This window comes from Paucibacter hankyongi (assembly GCF_037482915.1).
GTDB classification, from domain to species: domain Bacteria; phylum Pseudomonadota; class Gammaproteobacteria; order Burkholderiales; family Burkholderiaceae_C; genus Paucibacter_A; species Paucibacter_A hankyongi.
In genome coordinates, this window is record NZ_JBBHJX010000025.1 from 1 (window position 1) to 15,374 (window position 15,374).

Annotated in this window: 18 protein-coding genes; 5 read left to right on the forward strand and 13 right to left on the reverse strand. The window is 63.3% G+C overall.

Annotation, left to right across the window (positions count from 1 at the left end):
• Positions 1 to 168: 168 nt before the first annotated feature.
• The 4 genes from WG899_RS21310 to WG899_RS21325 all read right to left on the reverse strand — a co-directional run bounded on the left by WG899_RS21310 (position 169) and on the right by WG899_RS21325 (position 3,602).
• Positions 169 to 1,692: a M48 family metalloprotease gene (locus tag WG899_RS21310; protein WP_339597677.1), complete on the reverse strand. Its 1,524-nt coding sequence runs from the start codon at positions 1,690 to 1,692 to the stop codon at positions 169 to 171.
• Between the two features lie 9 nt (positions 1,693 to 1,701).
• A complete protein-coding gene (locus WG899_RS21315; protein ID WP_339597678.1) occupies positions 1,702 to 2,352 on the reverse strand; it encodes a UPF0149 family protein in 651 nt (216 codons plus the stop codon).
• A gap of 24 nt (positions 2,353 to 2,376) precedes the next feature.
• On the reverse strand, positions 2,377 to 2,604 hold the full coding sequence (locus tag WG899_RS21320; protein ID WP_339597679.1) for a hypothetical protein: 228 nt from the start codon (positions 2,602 to 2,604) through the stop codon (positions 2,377 to 2,379).
• Between the two features lie 80 nt (positions 2,605 to 2,684).
• Positions 2,685 to 3,602 carry a DUF808 domain-containing protein gene (locus tag WG899_RS21325; protein ID WP_339597680.1) on the reverse strand — a complete coding sequence of 306 codons (918 nt, stop codon included), beginning with the start codon at positions 3,600 to 3,602 and terminating at the stop codon, positions 2,685 to 2,687.
• 94 nt (positions 3,603 to 3,696) lie between these two features.
• Here WG899_RS21325 and WG899_RS21330 point away from each other — a divergent pair, with 94 nt between their 5' ends.
• From WG899_RS21330 to WG899_RS21340, 3 genes are all read left to right on the forward strand, one after another.
• Positions 3,697 to 4,194 carry a thioredoxin family protein gene (locus WG899_RS21330; RefSeq protein WP_339597681.1) on the forward strand — a complete coding sequence of 166 codons (498 nt, stop codon included), beginning with the start codon at positions 3,697 to 3,699 and terminating at the stop codon, positions 4,192 to 4,194.
• 100 nt (positions 4,195 to 4,294) lie between these two features.
• Positions 4,295 to 5,182 carry a transposase gene (locus WG899_RS21335; protein ID WP_339597682.1) on the forward strand — a complete coding sequence of 296 codons (888 nt, stop codon included), beginning with the start codon at positions 4,295 to 4,297 and terminating at the stop codon, positions 5,180 to 5,182.
• A gap of 89 nt (positions 5,183 to 5,271) precedes the next feature.
• On the forward strand, positions 5,272 to 6,117 hold the full coding sequence (locus WG899_RS21340) for an amidohydrolase family protein (protein ID WP_339597683.1): 846 nt from the start codon (positions 5,272 to 5,274) through the stop codon (positions 6,115 to 6,117).
• Between the two features lie 21 nt (positions 6,118 to 6,138).
• On the opposite strand, the gene WG899_RS21345 is transcribed toward WG899_RS21340, so the two are convergent.
• Entirely contained in the window at positions 6,139 to 7,056 is a 918-nt protein-coding gene (locus tag WG899_RS21345; RefSeq protein WP_339597684.1) for a LysR substrate-binding domain-containing protein, read from the reverse strand.
• 109 nt (positions 7,057 to 7,165) lie between these two features.
• Here WG899_RS21345 and WG899_RS21350 point away from each other — a divergent pair, with 109 nt between their 5' ends.
• Both WG899_RS21350 and WG899_RS21355 read left to right on the forward strand, forming a co-directional pair.
• Positions 7,166 to 8,149, forward strand: a complete 984-nt coding sequence (locus WG899_RS21350) for a tripartite tricarboxylate transporter substrate binding protein BugE (protein WP_339597685.1) — start codon at positions 7,166 to 7,168, stop codon at positions 8,147 to 8,149.
• Between the two features lie 2 nt (positions 8,150 to 8,151).
• Positions 8,152 to 9,036 (forward strand): N-formylglutamate amidohydrolase, encoded by an 885-nt coding sequence (locus WG899_RS21355; protein WP_339597686.1) that lies wholly within the window; start codon positions 8,152 to 8,154, stop codon positions 9,034 to 9,036.
• A 119-nt stretch (positions 9,037 to 9,155) separates the two neighbouring features.
• On the opposite strand, the gene WG899_RS21360 is transcribed toward WG899_RS21355, so the two are convergent.
• From WG899_RS21360 to msrQ, 8 genes are all read right to left on the reverse strand, one after another.
• A complete protein-coding gene (locus WG899_RS21360) occupies positions 9,156 to 9,689 on the reverse strand; it encodes an SRPBCC family protein (RefSeq protein WP_339597687.1) in 534 nt (177 codons plus the stop codon).
• Between the two features lie 99 nt (positions 9,690 to 9,788).
• A complete protein-coding gene (locus WG899_RS21365; RefSeq protein ID WP_339597688.1) occupies positions 9,789 to 10,238 on the reverse strand; it encodes a hypothetical protein in 450 nt (149 codons plus the stop codon).
• A gap of 130 nt (positions 10,239 to 10,368) precedes the next feature.
• Complete coding sequence (gene glmU / locus WG899_RS21370) at positions 10,369 to 11,754, reverse strand: bifunctional UDP-N-acetylglucosamine diphosphorylase/glucosamine-1-phosphate N-acetyltransferase GlmU (protein ID WP_339597689.1); 1,386 nt, start codon at positions 11,752 to 11,754, stop codon at positions 10,369 to 10,371.
• 83 nt (positions 11,755 to 11,837) lie between these two features.
• Entirely contained in the window at positions 11,838 to 12,461 is a 624-nt protein-coding gene (locus WG899_RS21375; RefSeq protein ID WP_339597690.1) for a DUF4136 domain-containing protein, read from the reverse strand.
• 65 nt (positions 12,462 to 12,526) lie between these two features.
• The gene (gene ttcA, locus WG899_RS21380) at positions 12,527 to 13,459 is read right to left on the reverse strand and encodes a tRNA 2-thiocytidine(32) synthetase TtcA (protein WP_339597691.1); all 933 of its coding nucleotides are present in this window, start codon (positions 13,457 to 13,459) and stop codon (positions 12,527 to 12,529) included.
• Positions 13,459 to 13,869, reverse strand: a complete 411-nt coding sequence (locus WG899_RS21385) for a dihydroneopterin aldolase (RefSeq protein WP_339597692.1) — start codon at positions 13,867 to 13,869, stop codon at positions 13,459 to 13,461. The genes ttcA and WG899_RS21385 overlap by 1 nt, the downstream gene beginning before the upstream one ends.
• Before the next feature lie 20 nt (positions 13,870 to 13,889).
• On the reverse strand, positions 13,890 to 14,672 hold the full coding sequence (locus WG899_RS21390) for an SDR family oxidoreductase (protein ID WP_339597693.1): 783 nt from the start codon (positions 14,670 to 14,672) through the stop codon (positions 13,890 to 13,892).
• Positions 14,673 to 14,742: 70 nt separating this feature from the next.
• Positions 14,743 to 15,372: a protein-methionine-sulfoxide reductase heme-binding subunit MsrQ gene (gene msrQ, locus WG899_RS21395; protein ID WP_339597694.1), complete on the reverse strand. Its 630-nt coding sequence runs from the start codon at positions 15,370 to 15,372 to the stop codon at positions 14,743 to 14,745.
• Between the last annotated feature and the right edge of the window lie 2 nt (positions 15,373 to 15,374).

Genomic DNA, 15,374 nt, shown 5'->3' on the forward strand with positions numbered 1-15,374 from the left:
AGCCGGCGCCTGAAGGGCGACGGCGGGGGACAGGAGCGGAGTTGCGCCCCCGGCGGCGCGCGGCACCCGCCCAGCCGCAAAGGACTGCTAAGTGCCAATTCCTTCCGCAACAAGCCAAGCGCCGAGGTTCAGTCAATCGCTAGGGCCAGGGCTTTGGCGTACCGGCGTTCAGTTGCCGAGGACCACGGCTTTGATCACTTGCCCGGTCTTTGGCGCGGTGTCCAGCGCGCCGTTGAGCAAACGCAGTTGCGCTTCGGCTCGTTCACCCAAGGGTGAGGTCTTGGCCAGCTGGGCAAAGCCGCCGGCCGGCATGGTGGTCTTGCGCAGCAACCAGGGGCGGGCGGCGGCGCGATCAGCTGGCGTCATGGCACGGAAGCTGGCTTCTGCTTCTTGCATGCGACGTGAGGCTCTGGCCATGGCGTTGGCATCGCGGGCGCGGTAGAGCAGCAGATAATTGTTCTTGTTCGGGCCGCTGATCAAGCTGAACTCGAGGCCCTGCCGCTGGCCTTGCGCGTTCCGCACCACGGCGTTCACATGGCTGGCGGGCAGCCCGTTGAGGTTCAGCCGGTCCACTTGCATTTGCTCGGCTTGGGGTAGCAGCTGCCGCAACATCTGGTCTTGGCTGCCGCTCAGCTTGGGCGGCGCAGGGCGCAGGATCAGGCCTGCGTCTTGCTCTGGGTTGACCAAGAGCAGCGCCTCGGCACTGTTCTGGATCTTCCAGCCTGCTGGCGCAGTGATGGCGAAGCCGAGCTCGGGATGATAGAAGTTTTGGCCACGGCTCAGGCCTTGGTCGGCACTCTCGCCAAAGGCGATGCCTTCGATGGCGGCCAGATAGCGAGCGCGGCCCTCGTCTTGGTAAGTCTCTCCGTCGCTGGCGTAGTTGCGCGCGGCTTGGCTGATCTGAGCGAGCCGCTGATCATTGCTGGGGTGGGACGCCAGCCAATTGCTGCCTGAAGGCGCGGCGCGGCCCTCCAAACGGGCTTGTTCAGCGGCAAATCGTTCCTGGTTTTTCAGCACCCGGATCACATCGACCATGTTCTTCGGGTCGTAGTGCGTGCGGGCCAGGTACTCGGCGCCAAGGCCATCGGCTTGCAGTTCTTGGTCGCGACCATAGGAGGCGATATAGCCGGCCGCCACGCTTTGCGAGGCCTGGCCCAACATCTGGCCGGCACCGCCCAGGCCTTGCGATTCCAGCACCGCGCCGAGCACGCTGGCGGCCAAGACGCCGAAGCCTGCGGTCTGTTGGCGGGTGGCGCGCTGGGCGCCATGGCGAGCGGTCACATGGCCAATCTCATGCCCGATCACGCCGGCCAAATCGGCCTCGCTTTCCAGGTAGGCCATGATGCCGCGGGTGATGTAGACATAGCCGCCGGGCAGGGCGAAGGCATTCACCTCGGGGCTGTCCAAGACGGTGAAGTGCCATTGCAAATGACTGCGGTGCGAGGCGGCCGCGAGCTTTTGGCCGACCTCGTTCACATAGGCTTGCAACTTGGGATTGGCCAGCGGGGTGTATTCCTTCAAGACCTGCTCATGGGCCTTGCGGCCCTCGGCAATCTCGCTGGCCTCGTCCATCACCGAGCGTTCGGCCTGGCCGGTGACCGGGTTGACGACGCTGGTGCCGCAGGCGGTCAACAGGCCAGCGGCCAGGCCCAGTGCCGCCAGGCGCGGGCCGAAAGACTTGAAAACTGCCATAAGTCGGGGTCAGGTCTTGCTGCGGGCGGCCCAGAGTTGCAGCACGTTGTCGAGCACGGCGCGGCTGAGCGCGTCGCGCTCAATCGGATCGTTCAGGCGCGCGCGGTCGGGCTCGCTCAGCTGCGCGTCATCACCACCCAACAGGGCGATGGGCGCCAGCAGCGGGCCCGTGACCGCGTCGTCAAACAGCGGCGCCCAAGCATCGGGGGCCAAGTCAACAGCAGTCAGGAAACCAATGGCCCATTCTTCGGCATCGGTCAAATCGTCCTGGCCTTCTTCGTCGCTTTCGGCCACGCTGAAGATGGGTTCCCAGAGCTCAGGCTTGGCGGCCCATTGCCAAGCAATTGAGCGCAGATGACGCAGCACCAGCAGCATCACGCGCTTGCGCTGCTTGCCGCTGACGAAGGGGTAATTCTCGGATTTGCCAGCGGCTTCAAGGTCTTCGCCATCGCCGCCCCAGACGGTGGGCAGCCAAGCGGCGCCGGGCAGATCGGCCAGGGTTTGCGGGCTCAGCAGCAGACCGGCCAGATAGCCGTCCAGCGCTTCGATATTCATGCTGGCCTCGGTGGGGAGTCGGGTCAGCATGTCATCCAATGTCGACAACTCCTCATCGGAGAGGGGCAGGTTGTCAGACTTGGGATCGTATTGGGGATATTCCATACCTGATTGTCGCAGCCTGCTAGCTCAGAAGCGGCTGCGCGCCTTCTTGCTGTCGAATTCAAGCAATTGCTTTTTCAACAAAGCCATCAGCACACGGGCATTGGCTTCGGTCATGGTGATGATGGTGCTCGGTTCGATGCCCTCAACCGGCGCCTTCGGCGTGACCAAGGCATCGACCTTGAACATCATCTGACCGTGGGTGTTGTTCGAGGCAACCTTGAACTTTTGGATTTCAATCGTGTGAGTCTTCATATCGTCATCCTAACCGTGAGCGGTTTTGAGAGCTGATGCTTTTGACCTGACGCGCTGCCTTGCTGGGACTGTTACTCGGTTCAATGCCCCCGCGCCGTACGCCACAGCTTTTGCCCCAGCGAGACGACCAACAGGCACAGCGCGCCGGCGGCGACCCCCACCAAGCCGTCCACCAGCAAGGGCGCCAATGCCGCCGCCGGGCCCATCAGACCGGCCAAGCGTTGCGGCAGTTCGTGCAGGGCGTGAATGCCATGGCTCAAGATGCCGCCGCCAACCAGGAACATGGCAATCGTACCGGCGACGGCCAGGATGCGCATCAGCCAAGGGGCCAGTGCCAGTAGACCGCGCCCCAGCGACTGGGCCGCACTGCCTTGACGCTGGCTGAGGTAAAGGCCGGCGTCGTCCAGTTTCACAATGGCGGCCACCAGCCCATAGACGCCGACGGTCATCACCACCGCGATGCCGCTGAGCACCAGCACCTGTTTGTCGAAGCTGGCATCCGCCACCGTGCCCAGGGTGATGGCAATGATTTCGGCCGAGAGTACAAAGTCGGTGCGCACGGCGCCCTGGATCTTGTCGCGCTCGAAGGCCAATAAATCGTCGGCCGAACTCACCAAAGCCTCATCCAGCGCGTGGCGTTCGGCGGCAACTTCGGAGGGACTGTGCAAGTATTTGTGGGCCAGCTTCTCAAAGCCTTCGAAACAAAGGTAGGCGCCACCCACCATCAACAAGGGCACCACGGCCCAGGGTGCCCAGGCGCTGATGGCCAAGGCCGCGGGCACCAGAATGGCCTTGTTGCGCATTGAACCCTTGGCCACGGCCCAGACCACCGGGAGTTCTCGCTCGGCCGTTACACCGCTGACCTGCTGGGCATTGAGAGCCAGGTCATCACCCAGCACGCCAGTGGTTTTTTTTGCCGCCACCTTGCTGAGCAGGGCCACGTCGTCGAGCACCGAGGTGATGTCGTCTATCAATGCCAAAAGACTTGCGCCGGCCATCGTGAGGGCTTTCGAAAAATGGAGAAAAAGCAAGCTCGCTTTGTACCCTATCCGGCATGGCAAACTGGCGCCTTGTTTTGCCCGCTCAGCCCTCATGAAATCTATCTTTGCGCTTGCCTTGTTGTCTGTTTCGCTGCAACTGCCCGGGTCTGCTCAGGCTCAGGCACAGCCTCAGGTGCCGAGTGGCGCGCCGGCGAAGACGGTCTATAACGAAGCGGCGGACGCTCGTGCCGAGTTGAATCTGGCACTGGCTAGCGCTCAGGCTCGGCACAAGAATGTGCTGCTGGTGTTTGGTGCTAACTGGTGCGGCGACTGCCTGGCCTTGGATCGCAAGATGAGCACGGGCTCGCTGGCGCAGCATGTGGACAAGCGGCTGGTGGTGCTGAAGGTCAATGTGGGGCGCTTCGACCGCAATACCGATTTGGCGGCGCAGATCGGCGTGTCCTTGAAAAAAGGCATCCCTGCGGTGGCCGTGTTGTCGCGAGAGGGTGAAGTCATCAAGGCCACCAATGGTGGTGAGTTGGCGGACGCGCGCAATATGGGCGACGACGCCGTGTTGCAGGTGCTCGAGGGCTTGCATCTCAAGCGTTGATGCGGGCTCTAGGCAAGATCTGACCCTTTTGACTTGGGGTCGGTGACTTGTCTTGGGGGTCAGGCCTTGCCTTTTGATGCCGGCTCGCCTAAGTTGATGCATGGCACGACCTCCTCGCATTGAATTTCCCGGCGCGGTGTACCACGTCAGCTCACGTTCTGAGGCCGGTGTACCGGCCTTTGCTGACGATGTGGATCGCCAGGCCTTGCTCGACTTGCTGGCGCAAGCCATGCAGCGCTTTGATGCGCAGGTGCTGGCCTACTGCCTGCTACCCGACCATTACCATTTGCTGCTTTACACCCGGGGCGCCAATCTGTCGCGCCTGATGCGGCATCTGAATGGTGTCTATACCCAGCACCACAATCGTCGCCACGGCGGCGATGGCGCGCTGTTTCATGGTCGATTCAAGGCCTTGCTGGTCGACCGTGAACATTGTCTTCTGGATGCCTGTCGCTATGTGGAGCTCAACCCGCTGCGGCTAGGTTTGGTGCAGCAGGCCGAGCAATGGCCTTGGTCGAGCTTTCGCGCCCATGCCGGGCTTGAGGCGGTTCCCGCTTGGCTGGATGCCGAAGGCTTGTGGCGCTTTGTCGCTGGCCGCAGCTTGACGACGGCGGCTGAGCGGCGCCGCGCGGCTGAGCGCTATGCCAAGCTGGTGGCGGCCGAGCCGATGCTGCAACTGTGGCCAGGCCGTTTGCAGCGGCAACTCTTTCTGGGGGATGAAGCCTTTGCCGGCCGCATGGTGGCGCAGATGGCTGCTTCCTCTGGACTGGGGCGCCGCAGCGTGCGGGGGCGCAATAAGGCGACTGGGGTGGACTGGGAACAGTGGTTGGCCCGTAGCGACTCGCGCGAGCAGGCGCTTTACCGCGCCCATACCGAAGGTGGGCATTCGATGACGGCCTTGGCCGCGCAGTTGGGCTTGTCGGTTTCGCGCATCAGCCGACTGGTTGCCTTGTATGAGCGCGGCATGCCCGGCGAGGTGCTCGTCTGATGCGACTCGGACTATGGCGGTGGGTTTGGCCGAGCCAATGGCTGAGTTCTTGGGCGCGCTTGAGGGTGCGGCTCGAGTGGCGGGGCTGCTTGGGTCTGCTCAGTCTGGCGGTATCGCCCGCTTGGGCACAAGTGCCTTATGCGGGCCCCTTGTTTGATGCGCATCTGCACTACAACGTCGAGGCGCGTGAGCCGCACCCGATCGCCGATGTGCTGGGCCGTATGCAGCGCAGCGGTGTGCGAGCCGTGTTGGCGAACAGTCGGCCAAATACCGGCACGCTGGAGTTGGCGGCGTCGCGCGAGGCGTTGGCCAAGGCCGGAGTGCAAGTGGTGCCGATGTTGCGCCTGTATCGCAACCGTGCCGACTACAGCGGCTGGTTCGCCGATGCTTCGATCTACCGCATGGTGCTGGACGAGCTGGCGCGGGGCACGGCCGCTGGGCCTTACCGCGGCATCGGCGAGTTTCACCTGTACGACAGTGCCAATGCCGACGGTCCGGTGGCGCGGCAGTTGATGCAGCTGGCGGCCGAGCGCGAGTTGGTGATCCTGGCGCATGTGGATGATCGTGCGATCGACAAGCTGATGGCGCATGCGCCGACGGCCACTTTGATCTGGGCCCATACAGGCATTGATGGGCCGCCGGTGGAGCGGGTGCGTGCCTTGCTGCAGCGTTATCCGAAGCTGCGCTGTGAACTGTCTTATCGGCCGGGGCTGTTGCTCGCTGGGCATTTGAGTCCGGCTTGGCTGCGCTTGTTGAGTGAGAACCCGGAGCGTTTCCTGGTCGGCTCGGATACCTGGGTCAATGAACGTTGGCAACAATATGAGGGCTTGATGACTGAGGCGCGCGGCTGGCTTGGCGAGCTGGCGCCGGCGGCGGCGCGCCGCATCGCCTGGGACAATGCGGCGGCCTTGTTTGGGCTGTCCGAGGCGAACTGATGCAGCTTGAGTCCTTGCGGCCTAACTGACTATCGTGGCGGTTCTGGGCGCGCCGGCCGCCTGGGCTTTGAGCCATTGGTTGAGTTGCTGCAGGGCGCGATTCGAGTGACTGGCTCGGCGTGTGCACAGCATGTAGCCGCGTTTGATCGCGACCGGCTTGTCAAAGGGAATGGCGATGCGACCGGTGCTCAGTTCTTCGTCGATCAGGCAGCGCTGCACGATGGCCACACCCAGACCGGCCATCACCGCCTGCACCAGCATTGACACCTGCTCAAAATCGGCGCTAGGGGACAGTTGACGGCCGCTGACACCGACGGCATCCAGCCAGACGCGCCAATTGTTGGGATAGTTGGTGTGGTACAGCAGCGGCCGGCTCAGCAGGTCGGCCGGCTCCCGCAGGGCATTCCTGCCGCGCAGATCCTTGGGGTGGCAAATCGCCACGATCTCTCGCCCGACGATGTACTCGGCCGCCATGCCGCTGGGCCAATCGTCCTCTCCGGGGCGCAGCCATGCGTCGATGTCGGGGCTGCTGAAATCGTCCTCATGCTGATAAGGCGCCAACGAGAGGGTGATTTGCGGCTGCAGGGCCTGCCAGTCGGCCAGACGAGGAATCAGCCATTTGATGGCCAGCGTTGGCGCCACCGACAGACGCAAGCGGGTCGTGGCGGCCGGCACGCGCTGTGCGATGGCGGCCGACTCCAGCGTTTGCAAAGCCGGGCCGACCAAATCCAGGTAGCCGCGGCCACTGGCGGTGAGTTCAATGCCGCGCGCTTGGCGAATGAAAAAAGTCTGCCCCAGATGCTCCTCCAGCCGGGCAATGGCACGGCTGACCGCGCCCTGCGTCACACACAGCTCCTCAGCGGCTTTGGAAAAACTGCCATGACGGGCGGCGGCGGCAAAAGCGTGCAACTCGTGCAGGGAAGGGGATCGAATGCGCATGCCTTCATTTTGCTATGAGTTCACGACATGTCTGTGTGAGAACTGTTCGTCTCATGAGCATTCGACTCGATTCAGAATGGCGAGACTCTCTCATCCTTGCTTGCTCACCATGTCTGCTTTCTTCCCGATCAAAACCTGTTGGCTGGCCCTCGGGGCTTCGCTGTTGATCTTGCCGGCAGAGGGGCGGGCGGCGGAGTACCCCGACAAGCCGGTCAAGTTGATCGTGCCCTTTGCCCCGGGCGGCTCGACCGATATGGTGGCGCGTTTGCTGGTCGAGAAGATGGGCCCCATCTTGGGCAAGACGATGGTGGTAGAAAACCGCGGCGGCGGCGGCGGCGCGCTGGGTGCCGATGCGGTGGCCAAGGCGGCGGCGGACGGCTACACCATCGGCATGGCCACGGTCAGCACCCATGGCGCCAACCCGGCCATCAACCCGCGCTTGAGCTATGACGCGGTGAAGGACTTCAGCCCCATCAGCAATGTCATGCAGGTGCCCAGCGTTTTCGTGGTGCACCCCAGCGTTCCGGCCAAGTCGATGAAGGAGTTCATCACGCTGGCCAAGGCCGCACCGGGCAAGTACAGCTTTGCTTCGCCCGGCAACGGCTCCTTGGGCCATGTGAACATCGAGCTGTTCATGGATCTGGCCGGTATCGACATGCTTCACATTCCCTACAAGGGCTCAGCCCAGGCCTCCAACGACGCGCTGGCCGGTGTGGTCAATGCGATGACCGACAACCTGCCTTCGACCTTGCCGCATGTGAAAGCCGGCAAGCTGCGTGCGCTGGCGTTGCTGGCGCCACAGCGCAGCCCGCTGCTGCCTGAGGTGCCAACCTACAAGGAGCTGGGTTTTGCCGAGATGAGTGAGGGCGGCTGGTTCGGCCTGGTGGCGCCGGCAGGCACACCGCCCGCCATCATCAAGAAGCTGAACGAGGCGGCACACAAGGCGATGCAAAACGAAGAGTTCAAGAGCCGCGCGGCCGCGATTGGCGGCATCAGCATGGCGAACTCTCCCGAGCAATTCGGGCTGCAAATCAAGGCCGCCTTGGACAAGTACCGCCGCATTGTGGCCAAGGCCAAAATCACCCTGGACTGAGCATGCGTGCAACGACTCATTTCAATCCGACCAACACCGTGCGCGTCCACGCGCCAGTGTTGGCCGCAGCGGATGCGCTGCCGCTGGTGTGTGACTCGCCACACAGCGGCGTGCACTATCCGGCGGACTTTGTCAGTTGCCAGCCGCTGGCCGCGCTACGCCAAGGCGAGGACACCCACGTGGCCGAACTTTGGTCGGCCGTGCCGAGGCAGGGCGGCACCTTGATCGAGGCTTTGTTCCCGCGCACCTATGTGGACGTCAACCGCGAACTGAGTGATCTGGACCCAGAGCTATTGGACGGCCCCTGGCCTCAGCCGCTGGCGCCAGGGGAAAAATCGCGGCTGGGCTTCGGTTTGATCTGGCGAGGCTTGTCGGCTGATCAGCCGATGTATCAGCGGCGCTTGAGCGTCGCCGAGGTGCAGGAGCGCATCCGCAATTGCTGGCAGCCCTATCACCGGGCGCTGGCACAGGCGGTGAGTGCCGCGCAGCAAGCCCATGGCGCCGTCTGGCATCTGAATTTGCACTCAATGCCGGGCAATGCTTTTGCGCGCCTGGGTCGCAGCAGTGAGCAGCCTTTGGCCGACTTCGTGCTGGGTGATCGTGACGGCACGACTTGCGAGCCGGCCTTGTTGGATGTGATCGAGACCAGCCTGCGGGCGCATGGTTACAGCGTCGCACGCAACAACCCCTACAAGGGCGTGGCGTTGATTGCACAGATTGGCTGCCCGACGCAGCGGCGCCACAGCTTACAAATCGAAATCCGCCGGCCGCTGTACATGGATGAGGCGAGCCGCGAGCCGAATGCGGGTTTTGTACCGCTGCAGCAAAGCTTGAGCGCGACGCTGGAAGCCCTGACCGCACATATCCGCACCCAGCTTGGGCGCTGATCTATCCCCGCCAGCTGTGGATAAGTTCGTGGGCAAGCTGTCCGCCGCAGCAGCAAGTCATTGATTTGTCATGAAAAATGTTGACTTGCTGCAAATTGATGCAGCTTGCGAATCGAGCCTCAAGACTTTTCCGCAAGCGCTTTCAGACGAGCCAGGCCAGCCTCAAAATCGCCGCCCACCATCTTGTCGCTGAACAATGCGATCCAACGGAACAAGGGGTTGCTGCCCATATCGCCATCCATGGTCCAGGTGACGCTGCAAGCCGTAGCGGAGGTGGATTCAAAGCGGAACTCGCCGCTGGAGGTGGTGCCAAAGTCGGGAAAGTAAAGCTCGTAGCCCATGCGCTTGGGCGGCTCGGCGGCGGTGAAGGTCATCTTGCCGTCTCCCTCGCTTTTGCTCTTCCAGGCCCAGACGGCGCCTGGGCCCGACTCGGGGCCGCTGTATTCGATGGCCATCATCGGGTCGCGCTGATTCCAAACGCTCCATTGCTTCCATTGGCGCGGGCTGGCCACCAGGGCATAGACCTTGTCGGGGCTGGCTGCAATTTGCACCGTGCGCGAGACATGGAACTTGGGCGACAGAGCCTTGCCGCCAAAATAGAGGCCGCCCAGCAGAATCAGGACCAGCAGGACAAGGGTTTTGACGAGTTTCATATGAGGCACTCCAGAACGAGGTGCCTTGCAGCATGCCGATCAGCGGCGTGGTTTGCAAAGGGGCAAACCAGACCCTGTGCGCCATGCGCCTTGTTCAGCTCAGTGCTTGAGCGTGTGATCCGGTGCGGCGATTTCGGCCTCGACCCAGGCCTCTTGGCTCGCCTCGCGAGCCGCAGCCAGTTGCTGGCAGAGTTCAAACACGCCCAAATTGTCGGCGCCGACCTGCTCGGGCATCGGTGCGCTGCGAATATCGGCGGGGAGGTCGGCCAGGGCTCCGAGCAACTCGAACAGCAGTTCCAGCGTCGGTTCGCCACCGGCTTCCATTTGGCGCGCCAGCCCAAGGCTACGGCACAGATACCAACAGGCGCTGGCCGCGTCATCGCATTGGGCGTGGTACTGGGCCTGGGTTTCCAGCGCAGTGCTGCGGGCAGCCTGCTCTTGGCGGGCCGCCTCTTCGTCCAGGCTGAGCCAGGGACTGTCGATCAAAATGCTGTCATCCAACTGACCTTGCGGGATGGATGCCGGGAGCCGAGCGGTACTGCGCGCCATGATTGTTTGCCTTCAATGCATTGGTCCCAAGCTTAGGCGGCTCTTGGCGCTGGCGCTTCCCGCAGACCGGGGGAGGCTGGCGCTCAAACAGCACGCTGTTGTGCAATTATCACGCCCCGCCGAGCCCTTGTCAGCGCTTCTTGACCGGACGAGTCCATCCCGGGATCGCCACCTGTTTGCCGCGCGCCACACTCAACTCGCCTGGCGCGACGTTTTTGCTGATGGTGGAGCCGCCGCCGATGGTGGCGCCGGCACCGATGGCCACCGGTGCAATCAGCACGCAGTTGGAACCGACGTGCACATCGGCGCCGATTTCGGTGCGGTGCTTGTTGGCGCCGTCGTAGTTGGCGGTGATCGAGCCGGCGCCGTAGTTGACGCGCTCGCCCACGGTGGCGTCACCCAGATAGGCCAGATGATTGGCCTTGGCGCCCTTGGCCAGGGTGGAGTTCTTGACCTCGACGAAGTTGCCGATGTGGACCTCATCCCCCAGGTCCGCGCCGGGGCGCAGGCGGGCGAAGGGGCCGATCAGCGCGCCGGCGCCGACCTTGGCTCCGGCGGCTTCACCGTCGATATGGGTGAATTCGTGGATGCGCGCGCCGGCGCCGATGCTGGCATTGCGAATCACGCAATTGGCGCCGATGCGCACGCCGTCGGCCAGGCTGACCTGGCCTTCGAAGACGCAGTTGACGTCGATCTCGACGTCGCTGCCGCAGGTCAAATTGCCGCGCAGATCAAAGCGGGCCGGATCGGCCAGGCGCACGCCGGTTTCCATCAAGTTGTGGGCCTGTTCAAACTGGAAGCGACGCTCCAGATCGGCCAGTTGGACCGGGCTGTTGACGCCCAGCACCTCGGTTTCGTTCGGCGCCGCGATGCCCAGCACCGGCACGCCCTCGGCCACCGCCATCGCGACGATGTCGGTCAGGTAGTACTCGCCCTGCACATTGTTATTGTTCAGTTGGGAAACCCAGCGCTTCAGTGCGCCGGTCGGGGCGGCCATCATGCCGGTGTAGCCCTCGCGGATCAGGCGTTGCTCGGCGCTGGCGTCTTTGTGTTCGACGATGGCCAAGACATTGCCATCGGCCGTGCCCCCAGCGCGGACGATGCGGCCATAGCCGGTCGGGTCGCTCAGGTGAATGGTCAGCAGCACCAGGGCTTGGCCTGCGCAGGCCTCGACCAGGCGCTGCGCGGTGGCCTGTTTGATCAAGGGCACATCGCCGTTCAGGATCAGCGTTGTGCCTTCTCCTTCCAGTGCCGGTACCGCTTGTTGAATCGCATGGCCGGTGCCCAACTGAGGCATCTGGCGAACAAAACGCAAGCCCGGCGCGGCCACGGCCGCTTCGACGGTTTCGGCCCCATGGCCGGTGATGACGACGCTGTTGTTCGCCCCCAGGCCCTCGGTCATCGACAGCACGTGCTGCAGCAGCGAACGCCCGGCAAGTTTGTGCAGCACTTTGGGCAGGGTGGACTTCATGCGGGTACCCTTGCCCGCGGCCATGATGACAATGTTCAGCGACATAAAAGAGGTGCGACTCCGTCTGAGAAGTCGCAATTATGGCGCTGGCGCGCTGCAGGCCGGTGACAGGCGGCCTGCAGGCCTGGTCAGCGCATCGCTTGTACGCTGACCCGGTGCGGTTCCGGGCGAACGCGAGGGAAGTCGCTCATCGCGGCCTCGAACATGGCGCTCAGCATCGACATGCTGCCGGGCACCGAGCCCTCGTTGCTGGCGCGGGCCTCATAGAGCGGCTCCGATGTGGCGCGATCACGCAGCAGCACCGCCACGGAGCGCTCATAGCGCCGGTCCATCAAGTCAGACGGGTGGTAGAGGTAGGCATGGCGGCCCGGCGCGCCATAGCGCCAGTAGTTGTAGTTGCCGTGCCAGCGCCACCAGAGCGGGTCATCCCAGGGGGCGACGTCCTGGGCCCGAACGCGCAGACCCAGTGACACCAACACATCGGCGCCCTTGGCGTCGGGGCTTTCGCTGAAACCGGCCTTCAGGAGCACCGCGCGGGCGTAGTTCTCGGCCTGGATCTGCTGGTCGGCGCGCTCGCCCGCCATCTGCTGAGAGGGCAGTCGCTCAAAGAAGAAACTGCCGGGCTTGCGGCCTTCCGGCCATGTGCCGAAGCTGGAGACCTCGCTGCTGACCATATACGGCCCGCTGCAAGCGCCCAAGCCCAACAGGGCAATGCCGGCCAGACCGGACAAGACGACGCGACGTGTATTCATCAAGGTCTCCTTTTCTATGCCTTCGATTCTGAACCGGCAATCTTGACGGTGTGTAACGCTTTTGTTCAGTCTTTGTCGCGGTGCAAGGTAATCACCGAACTGAGCGGCTGCGGTGGCGCACAAGTCTCTTCTTCATCAAAGGCGATATCGCCATTGGCATCCGGCATGCCGGTGGCCTTCAGCGTTTGGAAAGGGAACAGATCTCGGTCCATCATGTGCGAGGGCACGATATTGCCCATGGCGGTGAACATGTTCTCAATGCGTCCGGGGAACTTCTTCTCCCAGTCGTTGATCATGGCCTTGACCTGCACCCGCTGCAGGTTCTCCTGACTGCCGCAGAGATTGCAAGGAATGATGGGGAATTCGCGGTGCGCAGCCCAGCGCACCAGATCGGGCTCGGCCACATAGGCCAGCGGGCGGATCACCACATGCTTGCCGGTGTCGCTGACCAGCTTGGGCGGCATGCCCTTCATGCGCGCACCGAAGAACATATTCAGCAAGAGCGTGACGATGATGTCGTCGCGGTGGTGGCCGAGCGCAATTTTGGTGGCGCCTAACTCTTCGGCCACGCGGTAGAGGTTGCCGCGACGCAGTCGCGAGCACAGCGAGCAGGTGGTCTTGCCTTCCGGCACCAGGCGTTTGACGATGGAGTAGGTGTCGGCCTCTTCGATGTGGAAGGGCACGCCGCGGCTCTTCAGATACTCGGGCAGGACATGCTCGGGAAAACCGGGCTGCTTCTGGTCGAGGTTGACGGCGACGATCTCGAAGTTGATCGGCGCGCGCTGCTGCATATTCAGCAAGATGTCGAGCAGCGAGTAACTGTCCTTGCCGCCGGACAGGCAGACCATGACCTTGTCGCCTTCTTCGATCATGTTGTAGTCGACGATGGCCTGGCCGACCTGGCGATGCAGGCGCTTGGACAGCTTGTTGATGGCCAACGAGGCCTTCGCTTCGGCCTGCTCAGGGGCCTGCGGTGTATCGAGTGTTTCGGAATTCATCATGCTTGTGAGGCGGCTTCAGGTTTGAGGCCGAAGACTTCCACGCCAACGGCGTCGCAGTCGGCGTAGACATCGGGTTTTTCGGTCGACACGCGCGCGGCTTTGACCATCGGGTGCTTCAGCATCAAGGCCAGCACGTCATCGCAGAGCGTTTCCTGTAAGTGGACATGACCCTGGCTGACCCGGGCGGCAATGCTGCTGCGGATGAAGTCGTAGTCCAGCACCTCGTGCAACTCATCGTGCTGCGGCGTGGACAGGCGCAGCGGGATGTAGAGGTCCACATTGATCAACACGCGCTGCTCGCCTTTCTTCTCGAAGTCATGCACGCCGATATTGATATTGACCTCGTAATTGCGCAAAAACAGGCGGCGACAGTCGAGCAGGGCGGGGTGGGCAAGAGAGCTGTGCATAGGGAAAAAGAGCAGAGAAATCAGTGGCCCGACGTGGCGGGGGCGGCAAGAAACATCACATCGCGTGACTGGGCGCTGAGGTGCTGGCCACCATCCACCAGCAAGGTGGTACCGGTGACGGCCTGGGCCTCGAGCAGAAAACGCACCGCCTGGGCGATGTCGCTGGGGCTCGACGAGCGCTGCAGCGGCGTCATCCGGTGCGCGGCGTTGAAGTCGCTTTCGGCCATCGGCCCGGACACCAAGGTGATGCCTGGGGCCACGCCGCAGACGCGCAATTGCGGCGCCAGCGCCTGGGCCAGCAAGGTGGTGCAGCTTTCCAGCGCCGCCTTGGACAGGGTGTAGGAGAGGTAGTCCGGGTTGGGGTTCCAGAGCTTTTGGTCCAGCACATTCACCACACAGGCGCGGCTGTCTGGGCTCGGCAAGGCGCGGCGCAGTGCCCGTGCCAACACAATGGCCGGCCCAGTGTTGGCGCGCCAATGCGCCTCCATCGAGGCGTAGCTGAAGCTCTCGATATCGTCGTACTCGAACAGCGAGGCATTGTTGACTACCGCATCCAGGCGGCCGAACTGCGCCACCACCGCCGGCACCAAGGCCTCGCAAGCGGCTTCGTCGGCCAGGTCGGCAGCAAACAAGGCGGCACCGGCGCCGTGCGCCTGCAACTCGGCCTGCAAGGCTTCGGCCTCTTGGCGCGATTGGCGGTAATGCACGGCAATGTCGTAGCCATGGGCGGCCAAATCAAGCGCCATGCTGCGGCCGAGGCGGCGCGCGCATCCGGTGATCAAGGCGACGGGACGGTCATTCATGCCCCGATTATCTCAGCCGCGCCGAAACGCTGCCCTGGTGGGGCGGCCAAGCCTGGTAATCAACGGTGGCTTATCCTGTTTGCCGCCCTGCTGTCGCTTTGCGCCGCACGTTCAGCAGCCGCCAGCCCAGCAGTCCGGCGATGGTGATCAGATAGATCAGCGGCTCGCCGAAATTCTGCTTGCCGGCGCGCATCCAGAAGAAGTGCAGCAGGCCGATGCCGGCGATCAAGTAAACCAGCTTGTGCAACTTTTGCCAGTTCTTTGCTCCCAGCGCCTTAATGGCGCGATTGAAAGAAGTGGCCGCCAGCGGCAGCAGCAGCGACCAGGCCACAAAACCCATCAGGATGAAGGGCCGCTTGAGGATGTCGCGGCCGATGTCGCCAAACGCCAGGCCCATGTCCAGCCAGCCGTAGGCGAGCAGATGCAGGCTGGCGTAGAAAAAGGTGAAGAGGCCCAGCATGCGCCGAAAGCGCGCCAGAGCGGGCAGGTTCAGCGCGGTGCGTAGCGGCGTGATGGCCAGCGTCAGGCAGAGCGCGCGCAAGCTCCAATCGCCCAGCTGGCGTATCAACGCCTCGGCCGGGTTGGCGCCCAGCTGCTCGTTGGCCGCGCCCCAGACCAGATAGGCCAAGGGCAGCAAGCAAGAGACGAACAGCAGCGGCTTGGCTGCGGGGGGCAGCCAGATCGATTTGACCTTGACCATGG